The sequence below is a fragment of the Agromyces sp. Marseille-P2726 genome (assembly GCF_902809835.1).
In the GTDB taxonomy this organism is placed as follows: domain Bacteria; phylum Actinomycetota; class Actinomycetes; order Actinomycetales; family Microbacteriaceae; genus Agromyces.
On the sequence record NZ_CADDWM010000010.1, the window covers coordinates 221,833 to 239,147 of the forward strand.

The window sequence follows — 17,315 nt, forward strand, 5'->3', positions numbered from 1 at the left end:
TCAGGCGGGAGGATGGGAGCATGGACGGACGCAGCATCCTCTCGCCCGCCGACACCGCCGACGAGCTCGCCGGAACCGGCTTCAGGCATGTGCAGGAGCACCTCGAGGCGACCTTCACGACCGCCGACTTCAGCAGCGCGGTTCGGCTGCTCGACTCAGTGGCCGTGGTCGCCGATGAACTCAACCATCACCCCGACGTGCGGCTCGCCTGGGGGCGCGTCGAGTTCGCGCTCAGCTCGCATGACGTCGACGGGGTGACCGTTCGCGATCTCGAACTGGCGCGCCGTATTCGGGCCATCGCCGACGAAGCCGGCGCTCAGCCTGCGGTGTAACGCCTGAACTCAGTCGAGCCTGAACGTCAGCTCTTCGATCTCGGCCTCCCGGGCGTTCGCGAAGCTCAGCTCGGCGCCGACCCGGCGGAAGCCGAGCTTCTCGAGCACCGCGATGGAGCCGGCGTTGTCGGCGGCCACGCGTGCGCGCACCGGGCGCTCGTGCAGCACGTCGAGGAACAGCCGCATCGCACGGGTCGCGATGCCCTGGCCCCAGCGCGCGCGGTCGATCCAGTAGGTGATCTCGGCGGCATCGTCTTCGAACCATCGGCCGACGCTGCCCACGACGGTGCCGTCGGCGCGGATGGTTCGGGTGTCGACCCGGGGATCGAGCATGAGCCGTCGCCAGTGCGCGTCGAACGCAGCTCGATCCGTGGGATCGGATGCCGTGAATGCGGCCATGTGCACGGCCACCGGATCTTGCTCGATCGAGAACAGTGCATCGAGATCCCCGTCGCGGGTCGCGCGCAGGGTCACGACATGAGGCTCGCCCATGCCATTTCCTCCAGGATGCCGCGGATGGTGCCGTCGGCGGGTCGGCGCCCAGGGATGCGGGCGCTGTGCGGAGTGGAGTTCAGGAGACCGAAGGCGGCGTGTGCCCGGAACCTGAGCTCCGTCTCGGCCTGATCGGGCCGGAGTCGGGAGAGGGTGTCGACCCAGTGCTCGACGTATCGCCGCTGCAAGGAGCGCACCTCGTGTCGTGCGCCGGCATCGAGTTGCTCGAGCTCCCGGTCCTGCACGACGATGACGTCGGCCTCGCGGAGGGCGAAGTCGACGTGGAAGCGGATGAGCGAGCGCAGGGCGGATGCCGCGTCGGGCGCCTCGTCGAGCACGCGCTCGGCGCCGTTCAGCAGGGTGCGGCTCGTGCCCTCGAGGATGGCCGCGAGCACGGCGGCCTTGCCGGGGAAGTGACGGTAGACCGCCGGTCCGCTGACGCCGACGGCCGCGCCCAGGTCTTCGATGGTCACGCCCGCGTAGCCGCGCTCGGCGAACAGGGTGGCCGCCGCGCCGAGGATGGAGGCGCGCCGATCGGCCTTCTGTCGTCCGCGCTCGGTGCGCGGGGTGTCGAGGGTGTTTGCCATCGGGAGGGGTGCTCGCTAACATCGGAAATCGAGTTAATGAACACTAACCGAAATGGCGTGTCCGGCACAAGCGGCGCGCCGTCGACGCAGACGGGCGGAGCCGCATGACGACCCTCACGACGAGCATCGACCTCGCCGGCGATTCGGCGCGACGCAACGCCGCCGAGCACGCCGAGCTCGTGCACGAGTTGCGCGGTCGGCTGGCCGCCGCAGCCCGCGGCGGGCCCGAGAGCTCGCGTGAACGCCACGTCGCTCGGGGCAAGCTCCTTCCTCGCGACCGGGTCGACCGCCTGCTCGACGAAGGCAGTCCGTTCCTCGAGCTCTCGCCGCTCGCGGCCGATGGCCTCTACGGAGGAGACTCGCCCGGTGCCGGCATCATCACCGGCGTCGGGCTCGTGCACGGCCGCCCCGTGATGGTCGTCTGCAACGACGCCACCGTGAAGGGCGGCACCTACTATCCGATGACCGTGAAGAAGCACCTGCGCGCCCAGGAGGTCGCGAAGGAGCATCGGCTCCCGTGCGTGTATCTCGTGGATTCGGGCGGCGCCTTCCTGCCCCTGCAGGACGAGGTGTTCCCCGACCGCGACCACTTCGGCCGGATCTTCTTCAATCAGGCGCAGCTGTCGTCGATGCGTATTCCGCAGCTGGCCGCCGTGCTGGGCTCGTGCACCGCGGGCGGGGCGTACGTGCCCGCGATGAGCGACGAGACGGTGATCGTGCGCAACCAGGGCACGATCTTCCTCGGCGGACCCCCGCTCGTGAAGGCCGCGATCGGCGAGGTCGTAACACCCGAGGAGCTGGGCGGCGGCGACCTGCACTCGCGGATCTCGGGCGTGACCGACCACCTCGCCGACGACGACGAGCACGCCCTCGAGCTCGTGCGCGACATGGTCGCGACCCTGCCCGAGCAGGCGCCGAGGGCGTGGGCCGTGCGGGAGTCGCGGCCGCCGGCCGTCGATCCGGCGGGGCTCACGGCCGCCGTCCCGGTGGACGTGCAGCAGCCCTACGATGTGCGCGAGGTCATCGGCCGCCTCGTCGACGGCAGCGAGTTCAGCGAGTTCAAGCCCGAGTACGGCGACACCCTCGTGACGGGCTTCGCCCACATCGACGGACACCCGGTCGGCATCGTCGCGAACAACGGCGTGCTCTTCAGCGAGTCGGCCATGAAGGGCGCCCACTTCATCGAGCTCGGCGACCAGCGCGGCATCCCGCTGGTCTTCCTGCAGAACATCTCGGGTTTCATGGTCGGCCGCGACGCCGAGGCGGGCGGCATCGCGAAGCACGGAGCGAAGATGGTGACCGCCGTGGCCACCACTCGCGTTCCGAAGCTCACCGTCGTCATCGGCGGCTCATTCGGTGCCGGCAACTACTCGATGTGCGGCCGCGCGTACTCGCCGCGGTTCCTCTGGATGTGGCCGAACGCGCGGATCTCGGTGATGGGCGGTGAGCAGGCGGCATCCGTGCTCTCGACCGTGAAGCAGGATCAGCTCGCGGTGCGCGGCGAGGAGTGGACGGCCGAGCAGGCCGAGGAGTTCAAGGCGCCGATCCGGGCGCAGTACGAGGATCAGGGCAGCCCGTATCATTCGACCGCGCGGCTGTGGGACGACGGCATCATCGACCCCGCAGACACCCGCACCGTGCTCGCCCTCGCGCTCGAGCTCGCGAGCCGCACTCCGCTGCCCGAACCGGCCTTCGGCCTGTTCCGCATGTAGCGCGTCGTCGAGAGTGCACTCCCCGCCACTCACGGGCCGGCGACTGCACGGTCGGCGAGTGCTCACCCAGATGTGTCAGGCGGCGGATGTCGCGGCTGCGCGCTCCACCTCACGCACGGCCTCGGCGACCCCGCCCTTCCACGGAGTGCCGTGACCGGGCAGCACCCACGTGACCTCGAGCCCCTCGAGCCGCCGCAGCGAGACGAGGGCCTGGGCGGGATCGTCGGTGAACGGCGCGGGCTGCGGCCCGGCCGCGCCCGTGAGCACGTGGCGGGTCGTGAGGGCGTCGCCGACGAACACCGCGTCGACAGCGGGCACGTGCAGCGCGATGCTCCCCGGGGAGTGCCCCGGCATGCCGATGACGCGCGGTGAACCCGGAAGATCGAGCACGTCACCGTCGCGTACGGTGACCACCTCGTCGAGCCACGTCGTTCGCAGACCGCCCTTCCGCATGGCGAACCAGAGGAACCGCGCCGTCGGGCCCACCTTCACGTGACCCCAGTCTGGCTTCGTCGACTCCTCGCCGCGGGCGCGAGCCGCGTCGGCCTCATGGACGAACACGGGGACGCCGTGGTCGCGGCGAAGGCGCTCGGCGAAACCGAGGTGATCGGTGTCCCCGTGCGTGAGCACGACGCCGCGCACGTCGTCGATCGTGCGGTCCATGGCGGTGAGCTTGGCGACGAAGTCGCGCCACTGACCGGCGAGGCCGGCGTCGATCACGGTCACTCCCTCGGGCGTGTCGACGAGGTGGACCGCGACGAGGTCGTTGCCGATGCGGTGGAGGTTCGGGCCGAGCCTCATGGTGAGCTCCTCGATGGTCGGGTGTGCGAGCTGATTCATGGCTATGGTACCTAGCTATCATGGCTACGGTCAATAGCCTAGACTGCCGACGAGCCATCGAGGAGGGGAGCCACTTCATGCCAACGCCACGCCGCACGTCACTCGAGGCCATCGTCGCGGCGGGCCGCGACCTGCTCGAGGTCGGCGGACTCGACGGCCTGACGATGCAGTCGGTGGCCGACCGGGTCGGGGTGCGGGCTCCATCGCTGTACAAGCGGGTCCGCAATCGCAGCGACCTCGTCGCGCTCGTCGCCGATGCCAGCATCCGCGATCTCGGCGAGCGCCTCGACGCGGCGGCGGCAGCAGCGGGCGGCGACGCGCGCGAAGCACTTCGTCGACTCGCCGCCGTGGCCAGGGCGTTCGCCCACGAGCGGCCGGCAGCGTTCGCGCTGGTGTTCGCTCCCGGTGCAGACCTGCGGCTCGAAGACGACTCCCTCGCCGCTGCGAGCGCGAGCGTGTTGCGCGTCGCGAGCGAGCTCGCCGGACCAGAGCACGCGCTCGATGCGGCACGCACCTTCACGGCCTGGGCGAACGGATTCATCAGCATGGAGCTCGCGGGCGCGTTCCGTCTCGCGGGCGAGGTCGACCGCGCGTTCGACTTCGGGATCGACCGGCTTTCCAGGGCGATGTCGCTGCCGTCGACCTGACGCACCGCTGGCCACTTGTGATTTCAGTTAGTGGCCACTAACATCACTCCCAGTTAATGCACGCTAACTGACGTGGTGCACGTTCGCAGAGTCGCAGCAGAGAGGCGCCGATGGTCACGCACACGAGCACACCCGACTCGGACCGTGCTTCCGCCGGTGGCGACCGCCGCCGGCCGCCGTTCGATCGCGTGCTCGTGGCGAACCGCGGCGAGATCGCCGTCCGCGTGATCCGCACCCTGAAGCGGCTGGGCATCACGGCGATCGCCGTCTACTCCGACGCCGATGCCGACGCGCCGCACGTCCTCCTCGCCGACGAGTCCGTGCGGATCGGCCCGTCGCCCGCCGCCGAGAGCTACCTCGATCCCGCTCGCATCGTCCAGGCGGCCATCGCCACGGGTGCCCAGGCGGTGCACCCGGGCTACGGATTCCTGTCCGAGCACGCGGGCTTCGCTCGCGCCTGCCGCGAGGCGGAGATCGTCTTCATCGGGCCCGGCGAGAAGGCGCTCGAGGTGATGGGCGACAAGATCCGGGCCAAGACGCACGTCGCGGCATCCGGTGTTCCCATCGTGCCCGGCATCGCCGACCCGACACTCGACGACGATGCGCTGCTCGTCGCTGCCGACTCGGTCGGATTCCCGCTGCTCGTGAAGCCGTCGGCCGGTGGCGGGGGCAAGGGCATGCAGGTCGCCCGCGACGCCGACGAGCTGGCTGCAGCGCTCGCCACGGCCCGCCGCGTGGCCAGTGCAGCGTTCGGCGACGACACCCTGCTGCTCGAGCGCCTGATCGAGAGACCCCGCCACATCGAGGTGCAGGTGCTCGCGGATTCCCACGGCACGATCGTGCACCTCGGCGAACGCGAGTGCTCGCTCCAGCGACGACACCAGAAGGTCATCGAGGAGGCGCCGTCACCGCTCCTCGACGAGCAGACGCGGGCACGCATCGGTGCGGCCGCGTGCGATGCGGCCCGCAGCGTGGGGTACCTCGGCGCCGGCACCGTCGAGTTCCTGGTCTCGGATGCCGCACCCGACGAGTTCTTCTTCATCGAGATGAACACCCGCCTCCAGGTCGAACATCCCGTCACCGAGCTCGTGACGGGCGTCGACCTCGTCGAGCAGCAGCTCAGGATCGCCGCGGGCGAGCCGCTCGCCATCGGGCAGGACGACGTGCGACTGACCGGGCACGCCATCGAGGCGCGCGTCTACGCCGAGACGCCGCATCGCGGGTTCCTGCCCTCGACCGGGCGCGTCCTCGCCTGGCGAGCTCCAGGCGGCGAGGGCGTGCGGGTCGACGCCGGCATCACCGAGGGGTTCGAGATCACGGCCCATTACGACCCGATGATCGCCAAGGTGATCACGTTCGGCGACGACCGCCAGCAGGCCATCGCGCGGCTCGACGCCGCCCTGGCCGACACGGTCGTGCTCGGCGTCGACACCAACCTCGGCTTCCTGCGTCGGCTGCTCGCCGAGCCCGACGTGCAGGCCGGACACCTCGACACCGGACTCATCGACCGGATGCCCGAGACCGACGCCGGCGGTCCGTCACCCGCGCTCGTCGAGATCGCGGCGCGCCGGTTCGCGCGAGACGAGGTCGACCGCGAACCCGGGCGGCGTGCGACGGGTCCGACGGCGTGGCGGTCTGCCACGGGGTGGCGCCCCGGCTCCCCGCGCGCATACGAGGTCCTGCTCGCTCCCCGCGACCATCCGCACGACGTGCGCGTCGTCGCCGCGGGCGGGGTCGACGGCGAACGCCTCGATGACGGCGACGTGACGGTCAGGCGTGGCGATGACGGCTCCGTCTGGGCGCACCACGACGGCGAGGCCGCGGCCTTCATCCGCATCGACCGCCGCGCGCACGTCGAGCGCCGACGCGCGGCAGCCGAACGCGGAGGGCTGTCGGCCGACCCCGAACTGCGCGCACCCATGCCGGGCACGGTCACCGCGGTCTTCGCCGCGGACGGCGATTCGGTGGAGGCGGGCGACGCCGTCGTCGCCATCGAGGCCATGAAGATGGAGCACCGCATCGTCGCCGCCCTCGACGGCACCGCGCGGCTCGCCGTCGGCCTGGGCGACCTCGTCTCCCGGGATCAGGCGGTCGCCCGCATCGAGCCGCCCGCCGCGGCATCCGACCCCCAGCTGTCGAACGGCTCCCACGACGCAGCCGTCACGAACGCACCCCACCAGGAATGAGGAACGTCATGCACGACCTGAGCGCCGAAGAACAGCAGCTGTACGACATGGTCTGCGAGTTCGCCGACACCGTCGTGGCTCCCCAGTCGTACGAGGCAGACCGCACCCACACCCTCTCGATGGACGTGGTCGGGCAGATGGGGGAGCTCGGACTCTTCGGACTGCCGTTCCCCGAGGAGTACGGCGGCCAGGGCGGCGACTACGTGGCCCTGTGCCTCGCGATCGAGGCCCTGGCCCGTGTCGACCAGTCGATCGCGATCACGCTCGAAGCCGCTGTCGGACTGGGTGCCATGCCGATCTTCCGTCACGGCACCGAGGAGCAGAAGTCCGAGTATCTTCCCGACCTCGTCGCCGGGCGCGCGCTCGCCGGCTTCGGCCTCACCGAGTCCGAGGCGGGCTCCGACGCGGGCGCCACTCGTACGACCGCGGTGCTCGATGGCGACGAATGGGTCGTCAACGGCTCGAAGCAGTTCATCACGAACTCGGGTACGCCGATCACCAGGTTCGTCACGGTCACCGCCGTGACCGGCGACGAGCCACGCCCCGACGGTTCGACGTCCAAGGAACTGTCGACGATCATCGTGCCGAACGGCACGCCCGGCTACACCATCGGACCGGGCTACGACAAGTCGGGCTGGCGCGCCTCCGACACGCACCCGCTGACGTTCGAGAACGTCCGCGTGCCGGCTGCCAACCTGCTCGGGCAGCGCGGCCGAGGCTTCGCCAACTTCCTGCGCACCCTCGACGAGGGCCGCGTCGCGATCGCCGCGCTCGCGACCGGCGTCGCCCAGGGCTGCCTCGACGAAGCCCTGAACTACGCGAGGAGCCGAAACGTCTTCGGCGTTCCGATCGCCTCGCACCAGTACATCGCGTTCACCATCGCCCAGATGCAGGCGCGGGTCCACACCGCACGCCTCGCCTGGCGGGACGCGGCCCGACGGCTCGACGCGGGCCTCCCGTTCAAGAAGGAGGCGGCGATGGCGAAGCTCGTCTCGAGCGACGCGGCGATGGCGAACTCGCGCGACGCCACGCAGATCTTCGGCGGCATGGGCTTCATGAACGAGAGCCTCGTGGCCAGGCACTACCGTGATTCGAAGATCCTCGAGATCGGCGAGGGCACGAACGAGGTGCAGCTCATGGTCATCGCGCGTGAGCTGGGCATCGGCTAGCGAGGAGATCGGCATGACGGACGTTCCGATGCGCGAGATCGTGGAGCGGGGGCTCTGGTACGAGGAGTTCGAGGAGGGGGTGCGCTACCTGCACCGTCCCGGCCGCACGGTGAGCGAAGCCGACAACGTGCTGTTCACCACGCTGACCATGAACCCCCAGCCGCTGCACCTCGACGCCGCATGGTCGGCCGGCCAGCCGTTCGGTCGGCCGCTCGTGAACTCGCTCTTCACACTGTCGACGCTCGTCGGGCAGTCGGTGAGCCAGCTCACCCGCGGAACCCTCGTCGCCAACCTCGGGTTCGGCGAGGTCGCGTTCCCGCATCCGGTGTTCGTCGGCGACACGCTGTACGGCGAGAGCGTGGTGGAGTCGAAGCGGGAGTCCGCCTCGCGGCCCGGGCAGGGCATCGTCGTCCTGGGCCACACGGCCCGCAACCAGGACGGCGCCATCGTTGCCACGGCGTCGCGCACCATGCTCGTCTGGATGCGCGAGGCGGGGGAGCGGCAGTCCCGCACCGGCGGTGAGGCGAGCGGATGACGCATCCGCCGTTCCGATTCGGCCCCGCGCTGCTCTTCTGCCCGGCCGACCGGCCCGACCGCTTCGAGAAGGCGGCGGAGCGCGCCGACGCCGTCATCCTCGACCTCGAGGACGCCGTCGCTGCCGACGGGAAGCACGATGCCCGTCTCGCGCTGGTGGGGGCGTCGCTCGACCCCGAACGAGTGATCGTTCGGCTGAATCCCGCCTCGTCGGACGACTTCGCCCACGACCTCGGGGCGGTCGCCGCCACCGACTACCGGACCGTGATGCTCGCCAAGTGCGAGGGCACCGCCGACCTCGTCGGGCTCGAGGACTACGAGGTCATCGCCCTCTGCGAGACGGCGCGCGGCGTGCTCGCCGCACCCGAGATCGCCGCCCTCCCGAACGTGTCGGCGCTCATGTGGGGCGCCGAGGACCTGGTGGTCTCGTTGGGCGGCTCGTCGAGCCGCCATCCCGACGGGCGGTATCGGGATGTCGCGGTCCATGCGCGCTCCCGAGTGCTGCTCGCAGCGGGGGCGCACCGCATCGCCGCCATCGACACGGTGCACCTCGACATCGCCGACCTGCCGGGCCTGCAGGATGCGGCCGAGGATGCCGCGGCGATGGGATTCGCGGCGACCGCATGCATCCACCCGTCGCAGGTGCCCGTCGTCCGCGACGCATTCCGGCCGAGCGCCGAACGACTGGAGTGGGCGCGCGCCGTGCTCGCGGAGGCCTCGACCCGACCGGGTGTCTTCGCGTTTCGCGGAGCGATGGTGGACGCGCCGCTGCTTCGTCAAGCGGAAGCGGTCGTGCGGCGCGCGGGCGGATGATGAGGCTCGCGTGACCCCTGCTCGGGGGTCTTCTACCGCATGACCTCGGCCCCATGGGGGACAACACCCCGGGTGTTGCAAACGATTCGGTAACGGTTCACCGTGGCGTTGGGGTACAGGTACCCCGAAGACGTATCGTCGAGTTCCAATCCTGGGGAGGGGGAGCGCGTGGCACGACGGCACAGCTACGGGGCGCATCCGGTGAGCGTCGCGGGGGCGATCGCTGCCGAGACGACCGCGGACGCGAGGGAAACGGCCGCGGCATCCCCCACCGTCATCGCGACCACGCCCCGCCCGCTCGCGGTCGACGTGCCGACGCTCCGCGTCGAGACCGTCGAGACGAACACGCTCTCGGGGCCCATCACGGTGCCCGTGCGGCGTCCCCTCGGCGAGACCGGACTGGCGGTGCATCCACTGGCCCTCGGCGGCAGCACCTTCGGCTGGACGCTCGGCTCCGACGACGCGTTCGCCGTGCTCGACCGCTTCGCGGGCACGGGCGGCGACCTGATCGACACAGCCGACAGCTACGCCGCCGGCCGCAGCGAGTCCATCATCGGGTCCTGGATGGCGTCACGTCGTTGCCAGGACCGCATGCGCATCATGACGAAGCTCGGACGGCACCCCGACCACCCCGGACTTGCGCCGACCGACATCCGCGGTGCCGTCGACGACTCGCTCATGCGGCTCCGCACCGACCGGATCGATGTACTCTTCTTCCACGGCGACGACCCGCGCACGCCGCTCGAGGAGAGCCTCGGAGCGGTGGACGCGCTGATCACCGCCGGCAAGGTGCGGAGCATCGGAGCGGCCGATTTCACCCCCGAGCGACTCATCGAGGCACGGGTGCTCGCCGCGAACGGCCTGCCGCGCTTCGAGCTCCTCACGACCCGGTACAACCTGATGGAACGACGCCCGTTCGAGGGAGCGACCGAGCTCGTGGCCCACGCCCAGGGCCTGGGGGTGCTGCCGTACTTCGCGCTCGCCAACGGATTCCTCGGTGGTCGGGTGCGCCGCCGGTCGGAGGTGCGTCGCGACACCCGTGGCCTGCGAGTGGCACGTCACCTCGGGCGCCGTGGTCACCGCGTGCTCACAGCGATCGACGAGATCGCCTTCGCGCGTGGCGTGCAGCCGGCGACCATCGCGCTCGCGTGGCTCCTCGCCAAGCCCACCGTGGTCGCGCCAGTGGCGAGCGCGACGCGCCCCGATCAGGTCGAGGCCCTCATCGCCGCAGCGTGCGTCGATCTCAACCGGTCCGAGCTCGTCGAGCTCGATCGCGTGTCGGCCTGACCGGCCGCGGCGGGGCGTCGTGAGCGGCCTCCGTTGGTGCCGCAGTGACGTATGGTGGACGGGATGAACGGCGCTGTCGACCTCCCACTCGGCCAGGCCGAACTCTCCTTCAGCGCGGCAGGCGATGCGCGGGTTCGGCGCAGCGTGCTCCCATCCGGCGTTCGGGTCCTCAGCGAACAGGTCCCGGGCAGTCGCAGCGTCACGGTGGGATTCTGGGTCGCCGTCGGATCGCGTGACGAGCAGCATGCCGAGGCCACGCACCCGGCCACCTACGGGTCGACCCACTTCCTCGAGCACCTGCTCTTCAAGGGCACCGAACAGCGCTCGGCGCTCGACATCGCCATCTCGTTCGACGCCGTCGGCGGCGAACACAACGCCCTCACCGCGAAGGAGTACACCTGCTACTACGCCAAGGTGCAGGATCGTGACCTGCAGATGGCGGTCGATGTGCTCGCCGACATGTTCACGTCCTCGGTGCTCGACCCGACGGAGTTCGACAACGAGCGCGGGGTCATCCTCGAGGAGCTCTCGATGGCCAGCGACGATCCGGCGGATGTCGCGAACGAACGCTTCTTCCAGGCCGTCCTCGGCGAGCACGACCTGGGCAGGCCCATCGGCGGCGACCCCGAGACCATCCGTGCGGCGACCCGCGAGGCGGTCTGGGCGCACTACCGCGCGAACTATCGCCCCCAGGACCTGGTGGTCACCGTGGCGGGGGCGGTCGACCACGACGAGCTCGTCGGCGAGCTCGAGCGCTCGCTGACGCGATACGGCTGGGATCTGTCGGCCGAGGCGGCACCCGTCGAGCGTCGCCCCACCACGGCGGCACAGCTTGCGCCGGGGTCGGCACTCACGATCGTGCCGCGCCCCAACGAGCAGGTCAACCTACTGCTCGGGGTGCCCGGGCTGGTCGCCACCGACGAACGCCGTCCGGCGATGAGCGTGCTCAACGCCATCTTCGGCTCGGGCATGTCCTCACGCCTGTTCCAGCAGGTGCGAGAGCGCCGGGGTCTCGCGTACGCGGTCTACTCGTTCGCTCCCGGATACTCCGACGCCGGCCTCTTCGCCATGTACGCCGGATGCGCGCCCTCGAAGGCGGGCACCGTCGCCGCGCTGATGCGGACCGAACTGGAGCGTCTCGCCGAGCACGGCGTCACTGCGGACGAACTCCGTCGTGCAGCCGGCCAGCTCGGTGGCGCGTCGGCGCTCGCGCTCGAGGATTCGGACACGCGGATGACGCGGCTGGGCCGCGCCGAGCTGACGCTCGGCGAGTTCGCAGATCTCGACGAGGTCCTCCGGCGCATCGCGCTCGTCACGGTCGACGACGTGCAATCGCTCGCGGCCGACCTCGTCTCCCGGCCGTTCTCGCTGGTCGCGGTGGGCGCGACCGACGAAGCGGCGTTCCGTGGCGCGGTCGAGGATGCCGCGCCTGCCATCGACGTCGCCTGACGCGGCGACCCCCAACACATCCAGGAGAGCGGAAGCGTGCCCCACCACCTGTACCTCGTCCGACACGGCGAGCAGCTCGACGCCGAGCACGGCATGCCCGACGGACCGCTGTCTCCCCGCGGTCGGCGCCAGGCCGAGCTCCTCGCCGAGCGGCTGGGCGGCATCCCGTTCGACAATGCGTGGCACTCCCCGCTGCAGCGAGCCACCGAGACGGCGGAGATCATCGCGGCGAAGATGCCGGCCCTGAACCCCGAGCCGTCGGCCCTGCTCTTCGACTGCATCCCATCAGGCCCCGCTCCCGAGACGCCGAAGGTCTACGACGCCTTCTTCGGATCGGTCACGCAGGCCGAGATCGAGGCGGGCAGCGCCCAGATGGCCGATGCCCGCGCCGAGTTCCTCCGCTCCCATCGCGAGGACACGCACGACCTGCTCATCACCCACAACTTCGTGATCGGATGGTTCGTCCGCGAGGTGCTCGGCGCGCCCGAATGGCGCTGGATGTCGATCAACCAGGCGAACTGCGGCCTCACCGTGCTCACGCAGAAGACGGGCCGCCCGTGGAGCCTGCTCGCGCACAACGACCTCGCGCACCTGCCGTTCGAGCTGCGCACGGGATTGCCGGAACCGTACTCGGTCTGACGTGTCGTCGGCCGATCAACGCGCGACTCGCTTGCCGAACCAGTGCGTGGCGTTCGGATTCGCGTTGTAGGGCTGGATCTCGACGTACCCGCTCGAACGGTACAGACCGCCCGCGGCTTCGAGGCTCGCGTTCGTGTCGAGCACGAGCTCGTCGGCTCCGAACCCGATCGCACGTCGCTCCAGCTCGGTCAGCAATGCCCGGCCAGCACCGCGGCCGCGCGATGACGGCGCCAACCAGAGATGCTTCACCTCGAACCTGACGTCGTCGCTGCCGCGCCCCGACTCGACACGGCGTACTCCGCCGCAGCCGATCACGGTGCCGTGGTCGTCCTCGACGACGAGGAAGACGCCCGCCGGGGGAGTGAACTGCTCGCTCGTCGGATAGGTCGGACGGTAGGTACCCTGCTCGGCGGGGAACCCCGCCGACCGCTCGGCGAAGTACGCGTCGAGCAGCGCCAGCGCCTCGGGGTCCGCCACGTCGACCTGTCGGAATCGCATGCGTCCACACTAGGGCCGCCGCGACCAGGGTCTCCGCGCGCATTGCTAGGGTGAAGCCGTGACGATTCGGGTCGCCGTGGCCGGGGCCACGGGCAGGATGGGGCGATTGGCGATCGGGCTCATCGAGGCATCCGACGACCTCGAACTGCATGCGGCGCTGGATTCGAGCTCGAGCCTCGACGAGATGCTCGGGGCCGACGTGGCGTTCGACGTCACCCACCCCGGTGCGAGTCCCGCGATCGTCGAGTTCGCCACGGGCGCGGGCATCCCGATCGTCGTCGGCACGTCGGGGTGGTCGAACGATCGCATCGCCGAGATCGCGCAGTTCATGCGCGGCCACGACGACGCCGGTGCCGTGCTGTTCATTCCGAACTTCTCCGTCGGCAGCGTGCTCGGCACGGCCTTCTCGGTGCTCGCGGCCCGGTTCTTCGACTCCATCGAGGTCATCGAGGCCCATCACGCCGGCAAGGTGGATTCGCCATCGGGCACGGCCGTGCGCACCGCCGAGCTCATCGGCGAGGCTCGCGGCGACGTGGGCCCCGTCGCCGCCCCGCACGCCGACCAGCGGGCGAGGGGCCAGCTCGTGTCGGGGGTTCCCGTCCACAGCATGCGGCTCGCCGGTGTGCTCGCCGAGCAGCGGGTCGTGCTCGGCGGCGACGGCGAGACCCTCACGATCGCGCACTCGACACTCTCGCCGAAGTCGTACGAGCAAGGGATCCTCCTCGCCCTGCGTCGCGCTCCTCACGAGTCGGGTGTCGTCGTCGGGCTCGACGCCCTCCTCGACCTCGGCATCCCGGGCACCGGCCGATGACGACGAAGACCGGCGCAGCGCTCATGGCCGTGCTGCTCGCGATCTACCTGGTGCTCGTCGGCTGGCGTGCCGTGCAGTTCATCGGCACAGGCGAACCGGTCGCCGTGGGCATCGGCGTCGCGCTCCTGGTGCTCCCGGTGATCGCCGCCTGGGCGCTCTGGCGCGAGATCGCCTTCGGCGTGCGCTCGCAGGCGCTCGTACGACGACTCGAGGCCGAAGGGGCGCTCGACCTCGGCATTCCGCAGCTGCCGAGCGGTCGGCCCGAACGTGCCGGCGCGGATGCCGCGTTCCCGGCCTTCCAGGCGGCAGCGGAGGCCGACCCCGAGTCGTGGCGGGCCCGGCTGCGCCCCGGGCTCGCCTACGACGCGGCCGGAGACCGCCGTCGCGCACCGCGCGCGGGGCGCCACGCGATCACGCCCCAGCGCGCGGAGCAGCGCGCGGGGCGCTGAGCGGTGCATCGATCGCCGATTCGACCGTCGCGTGACGGAACCGGAACCCGTCGTCGAGGAGCCGTTGCGGCCGAACCTTCTGGCTCGACAGCAGCAGATCGTCAGCGGCCCGGCCGAGTGCCATCTCGAGCATGCGCTCGGGGACGGCGAACGTGTAGGGCCGGTGCAGCCGCTCGGCGATCGCCGTCATCACCCGGTCGGCCGTCGCGGGGGTCGGGCCGGCGAGGTTCACGGGACCCGAGTGATGGGAGGTCAGCAGGTGCCTGATGGCCGAGACCTCGTCGTCGAGCGCGATCCAGGCCCAGTACTGACCGCCCGTGCCCAGTCGGCCGGAGAGGCCGGTCTTCGTGAGGGTGAAGATGCGCTGCAGGGCACCGCCGTGTCCGACGACGATGCCCGTGCGGAACAGCACGGTCCGAGTCTCCTCGGGTGCCAGCGCGGCGGCGGCCTCCCATCGTTGTACGGCATCGGTGAGGAATCCGGAACCGGCGCTGGAGAACTCGGTGAGCAGCTCGCCGGGCCGGTCGCCGTAGTAGGCGACCGCCGAGGCGTTGAGGAACACCGCGGGCGGGCGTTTCGCCTTGGCCATGGCGTCGGTGAGCGTGCGTGTGGCCGCGATGCGCGAGTGGGCGATCTCGCCGCGGTAGTGCTTCGTCCACGGCAGCCTCGCCAGCGAGGCGCCGGAGAGGTTCACGACCGCATCCACCCGGTCGATCACGGTGAAGTCGATGATGCCGGCCGCCGGCGACCACGAGCTCTCGTGGTGGTCGTGCGCTCGACGGCGCACGAGGCGCACCACCTCGTGGCCGTCGGCCGTCAACCGGTCGACGAGCGCTGTTCCGATGAAGCCGGAAGCGCCGGCGACCAGCACCCGCACGTCAGGCCAGTTCGGCTTCGATCGTGATGGGGATCGACAGGGCCTGCGAGATCGGGCAGTTCGCCCTCGCGTCCTCGGCGAAGCGCTCGAACTCCTCCTCGGTGACGCCGGGGACCCGTGCGCTCACGAGCAGGTGACTGCCGAGCACGCCCTTGCCTGCCTCGAAGGTCACGGCGGCGGTCGTCTGGATGCTCTCTGCGGGGTTGCCGGCCTTCGCGAGGGCCAGCGACAGCGCCATCGAGAAGCAGGACGAGTGCGCCGCCGCCAGCAGCTCCTCGGGATTCGTCATGTCGGCCACGCCCTCGGCGCGGGCCTGCCAGTTCACCGGGAACTTCGCGAGCCCCGACGAGTCGAGGGCGACGTCGCCCGAGCCTTCGAACAGGGTGCCCTTCCAGATGGTGGTCGCTTCACTCGTCAGTGCCATGTGTTCCTCCTCGTCGAGCCGGGCTCCCAGCCTAGTCGGGCGGATGCCGCGACGGTCGGGTTCCCGCGGGACGCGCGCCGCGGCATCCTCACCATCGCTTCCGGCGGTAGCATCGAGCGATGGCCGAGACGATTCCGACGCCGTACGAGGACCTGCTTCGAGAAGTGCTCGAGCACGGGGCGCAGAAGACCGATCGCACCGGCACCGGAACGCGCAGTGTGTTCGGCCGGCAGCTGCGATTCGACCTGTCGCAGGGGTTCCCGCTCGTCACGACGAAGCGGGTGCACTTCAAGTCGATCGCCTACGAGCTGCTGTGGTTCCTGCAGGGCTCGTCGAACGTCGGCTGGCTGCAGGAGCACGGCGTCACCATCTGGGACGAGTGGGCGGATGCCGCGGGCGAGCTCGGCCCCGTCTACGGCGTGCAGTGGCGCTCGTGGCCGACGCCGTCGGGGGAGCAGATCGACCAGATCGCCTGGGTCGTCGACGAGATCCGTCGCAATCCCGACTCGCGTCGCCTGATCGTCTCGGCGTGGAATCCCGCCGACATCCCGGCGATGGCGCTGGCACCCTGCCACGCGCTCTTCCAGTTCTACGTGGCCGACGGCCGGCTCTCATGCCAGCTCTACCAGCGCAGTGCCGACCTGTTCCTCGGCGTGCCGTTCAACATCGCGTCGTACGCGCTGCTCACCCACATGGTGGCCCAGCAGACCGGGCTCGAGGTCGGCGACTTCGTCTGGACCGGCGGCGACTGCCACATCTACGACAACCACGTCGAGCAGGTGACCGAGCAGCTCTCGCGCGAGCCGTTCCCGCCGCCGACGCTGCGCATCACCCGGCGGCCGCCGTCGGTCTTCGAGTACGAGTACGAGGACTTCGAGGTCGAGGGGTACCAGCATCATCCGGCGATCCGCGCCGCCGTCGCGGTATGACGACGGATGCAGCGGAGCCCGCGCCTTCGGCTGCGCCGCTCCCGCCCGTCGGCCTGGTCTGGGCTGAGGCGCACGGCGGCGTGATCGGACGCGACGGTCGCCTGCCGTGGCATGTGCCCGAGGACCTGGCGCACTTCAAGGCGGTGACGCTCGGCACCCCCGTGATCATGGGTCGCCGCACATGGGAGTCGCTTCCCGAGCAGTTCCGGCCGTTGCCGGGGAGGGACAACATCGTGGTGACCCGCGACCCCGCATGGGCGGCGGACGGTGCGGTGCGGGCGGGGTCGATCGATGAGGCGCTCGCCGCAGCCGCGGCCTCGGGCCCCGATCGGGTGTCGGTCATCGGCGGGGGCGAGCTCTTCGCCGCGCTCATCGACGACGCCGACGTCGTGGAACTCACCGAGATCGATCTCACGGTCGACGGCGACACGTTCGCCCCACGCCTCGACCCCGCCGCCTGGCGTGAGGCGGCGGCCGATCCGCCCTCGGGCTGGCACACCTCGACGACGGGCGTGCGCTACCGCTTCCGCCGCCTCGAGCGTGCCTGACGCTGCATCCCGGCCTGCTCGACTCCGCCGCTTCGTCTGGTGGAGTCCTGAAAGGGTCTGGTGGGCGCCAAAGGGTTCGGTGGACTCCTGAA

The 17,315-nt window shown here is 70.7% G+C and carries 20 protein-coding genes; 14 read left to right on the forward strand and 6 right to left on the reverse strand.

Translation table 11 applies throughout. From position 1 onward, the window contains the following. Nucleotides 1-20 precede the first annotated feature (20 nt). Nucleotides 21-332, forward strand: a complete 312-nt coding sequence (locus HUS56_RS04170; RefSeq protein ID WP_173922122.1) for a 4a-hydroxytetrahydrobiopterin dehydratase — start codon at nucleotides 21-23, stop codon at nucleotides 330-332. Between the two features lie 9 nt (nucleotides 333-341). On the opposite strand, the gene HUS56_RS04175 is transcribed toward HUS56_RS04170, so the two are convergent. Then, nucleotides 342-824: a GNAT family N-acetyltransferase gene (locus HUS56_RS04175; RefSeq protein WP_173922123.1), complete on the reverse strand. Its 483-nt coding sequence runs from the start codon at nucleotides 822-824 to the stop codon at nucleotides 342-344. Beyond that, complete coding sequence (locus tag HUS56_RS04180; protein WP_173922124.1) at nucleotides 803-1,411, reverse strand: TetR/AcrR family transcriptional regulator; 609 nt, start codon at nucleotides 1,409-1,411, stop codon at nucleotides 803-805. Before HUS56_RS04180 ends, HUS56_RS04175 begins: the two co-directional genes overlap by 22 nt. Nucleotides 1,412-1,515: 104 nt before the next feature. Here HUS56_RS04180 and HUS56_RS04185 point away from each other — a divergent pair, with 104 nt between their 5' ends. Beyond that, a complete protein-coding gene (locus tag HUS56_RS04185) occupies nucleotides 1,516-3,123 on the forward strand; it encodes a carboxyl transferase domain-containing protein (RefSeq protein ID WP_173922125.1) in 1,608 nt (535 codons plus the stop codon). A gap of 75 nt (nucleotides 3,124-3,198) precedes the next feature. Here HUS56_RS04185 and HUS56_RS04190 read toward each other — a convergent pair whose 3' ends face one another. Further along, nucleotides 3,199-3,963: an MBL fold metallo-hydrolase gene (locus HUS56_RS04190; RefSeq protein ID WP_254431277.1), complete on the reverse strand. Its 765-nt coding sequence runs from the start codon at nucleotides 3,961-3,963 to the stop codon at nucleotides 3,199-3,201. A 77-nt stretch (nucleotides 3,964-4,040) separates the two neighbouring features. Between HUS56_RS04190 and HUS56_RS04195 the strand changes: the two genes are divergently transcribed. From HUS56_RS04195 to HUS56_RS04230, 8 genes are all read left to right on the forward strand, one after another. Continuing rightward, the gene (locus HUS56_RS04195; RefSeq protein ID WP_173922126.1) at nucleotides 4,041-4,610 is read left to right on the forward strand and encodes a TetR/AcrR family transcriptional regulator; all 570 of its coding nucleotides are present in this window, start codon (nucleotides 4,041-4,043) and stop codon (nucleotides 4,608-4,610) included. 110 nt (nucleotides 4,611-4,720) lie between these two features. Beyond that, the gene (locus HUS56_RS04200) at nucleotides 4,721-6,796 is read left to right on the forward strand and encodes an acetyl-CoA carboxylase biotin carboxylase subunit (RefSeq protein ID WP_173922127.1); all 2,076 of its coding nucleotides are present in this window, start codon (nucleotides 4,721-4,723) and stop codon (nucleotides 6,794-6,796) included. Between the two features lie 8 nt (nucleotides 6,797-6,804). Further along, entirely contained in the window at nucleotides 6,805-7,965 is a 1,161-nt protein-coding gene (locus tag HUS56_RS04205; protein ID WP_254431278.1) for an acyl-CoA dehydrogenase family protein, read from the forward strand. A 13-nt stretch (nucleotides 7,966-7,978) separates the two neighbouring features. Beyond that, entirely contained in the window at nucleotides 7,979-8,500 is a 522-nt protein-coding gene (locus HUS56_RS04210) for a MaoC family dehydratase (protein ID WP_254431279.1), read from the forward strand. Further along, on the forward strand, nucleotides 8,497-9,312 hold the full coding sequence (locus HUS56_RS04215) for a CoA ester lyase (protein ID WP_173922129.1): 816 nt from the start codon (nucleotides 8,497-8,499) through the stop codon (nucleotides 9,310-9,312). The genes HUS56_RS04210 and HUS56_RS04215 overlap by 4 nt, the downstream gene beginning before the upstream one ends. A 168-nt stretch (nucleotides 9,313-9,480) precedes the next feature. Then, nucleotides 9,481-10,599 carry an aldo/keto reductase gene (locus tag HUS56_RS04220; RefSeq protein ID WP_254431280.1) on the forward strand — a complete coding sequence of 373 codons (1,119 nt, stop codon included), beginning with the start codon at nucleotides 9,481-9,483 and terminating at the stop codon, nucleotides 10,597-10,599. Between the two features lie 63 nt (nucleotides 10,600-10,662). Further along, complete coding sequence (locus HUS56_RS04225; protein ID WP_173922130.1) at nucleotides 10,663-12,048, forward strand: pitrilysin family protein; 1,386 nt, start codon at nucleotides 10,663-10,665, stop codon at nucleotides 12,046-12,048. Nucleotides 12,049-12,084: 36 nt separating this feature from the next. Continuing rightward, the gene (locus HUS56_RS04230) at nucleotides 12,085-12,687 is read left to right on the forward strand and encodes a histidine phosphatase family protein (protein WP_173922131.1); all 603 of its coding nucleotides are present in this window, start codon (nucleotides 12,085-12,087) and stop codon (nucleotides 12,685-12,687) included. A 15-nt stretch (nucleotides 12,688-12,702) separates the two neighbouring features. On the opposite strand, the gene HUS56_RS04235 is transcribed toward HUS56_RS04230, so the two are convergent. After that, a complete protein-coding gene (locus HUS56_RS04235; protein ID WP_173922132.1) occupies nucleotides 12,703-13,185 on the reverse strand; it encodes a GNAT family N-acetyltransferase in 483 nt (160 codons plus the stop codon). A 58-nt stretch (nucleotides 13,186-13,243) separates the two neighbouring features. Here HUS56_RS04235 and dapB point away from each other — a divergent pair, with 58 nt between their 5' ends. Together dapB and HUS56_RS04245 are read left to right on the forward strand one after the other, a co-directional pair. Beyond that, on the forward strand, nucleotides 13,244-13,996 hold the full coding sequence (gene dapB / locus HUS56_RS04240) for a 4-hydroxy-tetrahydrodipicolinate reductase (RefSeq protein ID WP_173922133.1): 753 nt from the start codon (nucleotides 13,244-13,246) through the stop codon (nucleotides 13,994-13,996). Beyond that, entirely contained in the window at nucleotides 13,993-14,445 is a 453-nt protein-coding gene (locus HUS56_RS04245) for a hypothetical protein (RefSeq protein ID WP_173922134.1), read from the forward strand. Before dapB ends, HUS56_RS04245 begins: the two co-directional genes overlap by 4 nt. Here HUS56_RS04245 and HUS56_RS04250 read toward each other — a convergent pair. Next, a complete protein-coding gene (locus HUS56_RS04250) occupies nucleotides 14,408-15,322 on the reverse strand; it encodes a TIGR01777 family oxidoreductase (RefSeq protein WP_173922135.1) in 915 nt (304 codons plus the stop codon). The genes HUS56_RS04245 and HUS56_RS04250 overlap by 38 nt on opposite strands. Nucleotide 15,323: 1 nt before the next feature. Beyond that, a complete protein-coding gene (locus HUS56_RS04255) occupies nucleotides 15,324-15,746 on the reverse strand; it encodes an OsmC family peroxiredoxin (protein ID WP_173922136.1) in 423 nt (140 codons plus the stop codon). Between the two features lie 119 nt (nucleotides 15,747-15,865). On the opposite strand from HUS56_RS04255, the gene HUS56_RS04260 reads away from it, so the two are divergent. Both HUS56_RS04260 and HUS56_RS04265 read left to right on the forward strand, forming a co-directional pair. After that, nucleotides 15,866-16,675: a thymidylate synthase gene (locus tag HUS56_RS04260; RefSeq protein WP_173922137.1), complete on the forward strand. Its 810-nt coding sequence runs from the start codon at nucleotides 15,866-15,868 to the stop codon at nucleotides 16,673-16,675. Further along, nucleotides 16,672-17,223, forward strand: coding sequence for a dihydrofolate reductase (locus tag HUS56_RS04265; protein ID WP_173922138.1), 552 nt, complete (start codon nucleotides 16,672-16,674; stop codon nucleotides 17,221-17,223). The genes HUS56_RS04260 and HUS56_RS04265 overlap by 4 nt, the downstream gene beginning before the upstream one ends. The last annotated feature ends 92 nt before the right edge of the window (nucleotides 17,224-17,315 follow it).

Coding starts and splice junctions, on each gene's coding strand:
- HUS56_RS04170 (WP_173922122.1), top strand. CDS start 21: ATGGACGGACGCAGCATCCTCTCGCCCGCCGACACCGCCGACGAGCTC.
- HUS56_RS04175 (WP_173922123.1), bottom strand. CDS start 824: ATGGGCGAGCCTCATGTCGTGACCCTGCGCGCGACCCGCGACGGGGAT.
- HUS56_RS04180 (WP_173922124.1), bottom strand. CDS start 1,411: ATGGCAAACACCCTCGACACCCCGCGCACCGAGCGCGGACGACAGAAG.
- HUS56_RS04185 (WP_173922125.1), top strand. CDS start 1,516: ATGACGACCCTCACGACGAGCATCGACCTCGCCGGCGATTCGGCGCGA.
- HUS56_RS04190 (WP_254431277.1), bottom strand. CDS start 3,963: ATGAATCAGCTCGCACACCCGACCATCGAGGAGCTCACCATGAGGCTC.
- HUS56_RS04195 (WP_173922126.1), top strand. CDS start 4,041: ATGCCAACGCCACGCCGCACGTCACTCGAGGCCATCGTCGCGGCGGGC.
- HUS56_RS04200 (WP_173922127.1), top strand. CDS start 4,721: ATGGTCACGCACACGAGCACACCCGACTCGGACCGTGCTTCCGCCGGT.
- HUS56_RS04205 (WP_254431278.1), top strand. CDS start 6,805: ATGCACGACCTGAGCGCCGAAGAACAGCAGCTGTACGACATGGTCTGC.
- HUS56_RS04210 (WP_254431279.1), top strand. CDS start 7,979: ATGACGGACGTTCCGATGCGCGAGATCGTGGAGCGGGGGCTCTGGTAC.
- HUS56_RS04215 (WP_173922129.1), top strand. CDS start 8,497: ATGACGCATCCGCCGTTCCGATTCGGCCCCGCGCTGCTCTTCTGCCCG.
- HUS56_RS04225 (WP_173922130.1), top strand. CDS start 10,663: ATGAACGGCGCTGTCGACCTCCCACTCGGCCAGGCCGAACTCTCCTTC.
- HUS56_RS04235 (WP_173922132.1), bottom strand. CDS start 13,185: ATGCGATTCCGACAGGTCGACGTGGCGGACCCCGAGGCGCTGGCGCTG.
- HUS56_RS04245 (WP_173922134.1), top strand. CDS start 13,993: ATGACGACGAAGACCGGCGCAGCGCTCATGGCCGTGCTGCTCGCGATC.
- HUS56_RS04255 (WP_173922136.1), bottom strand. CDS start 15,746: ATGGCACTGACGAGTGAAGCGACCACCATCTGGAAGGGCACCCTGTTC.
- HUS56_RS04260 (WP_173922137.1), top strand. CDS start 15,866: ATGGCCGAGACGATTCCGACGCCGTACGAGGACCTGCTTCGAGAAGTG.
- HUS56_RS04265 (WP_173922138.1), top strand. CDS start 16,672: ATGACGACGGATGCAGCGGAGCCCGCGCCTTCGGCTGCGCCGCTCCCG.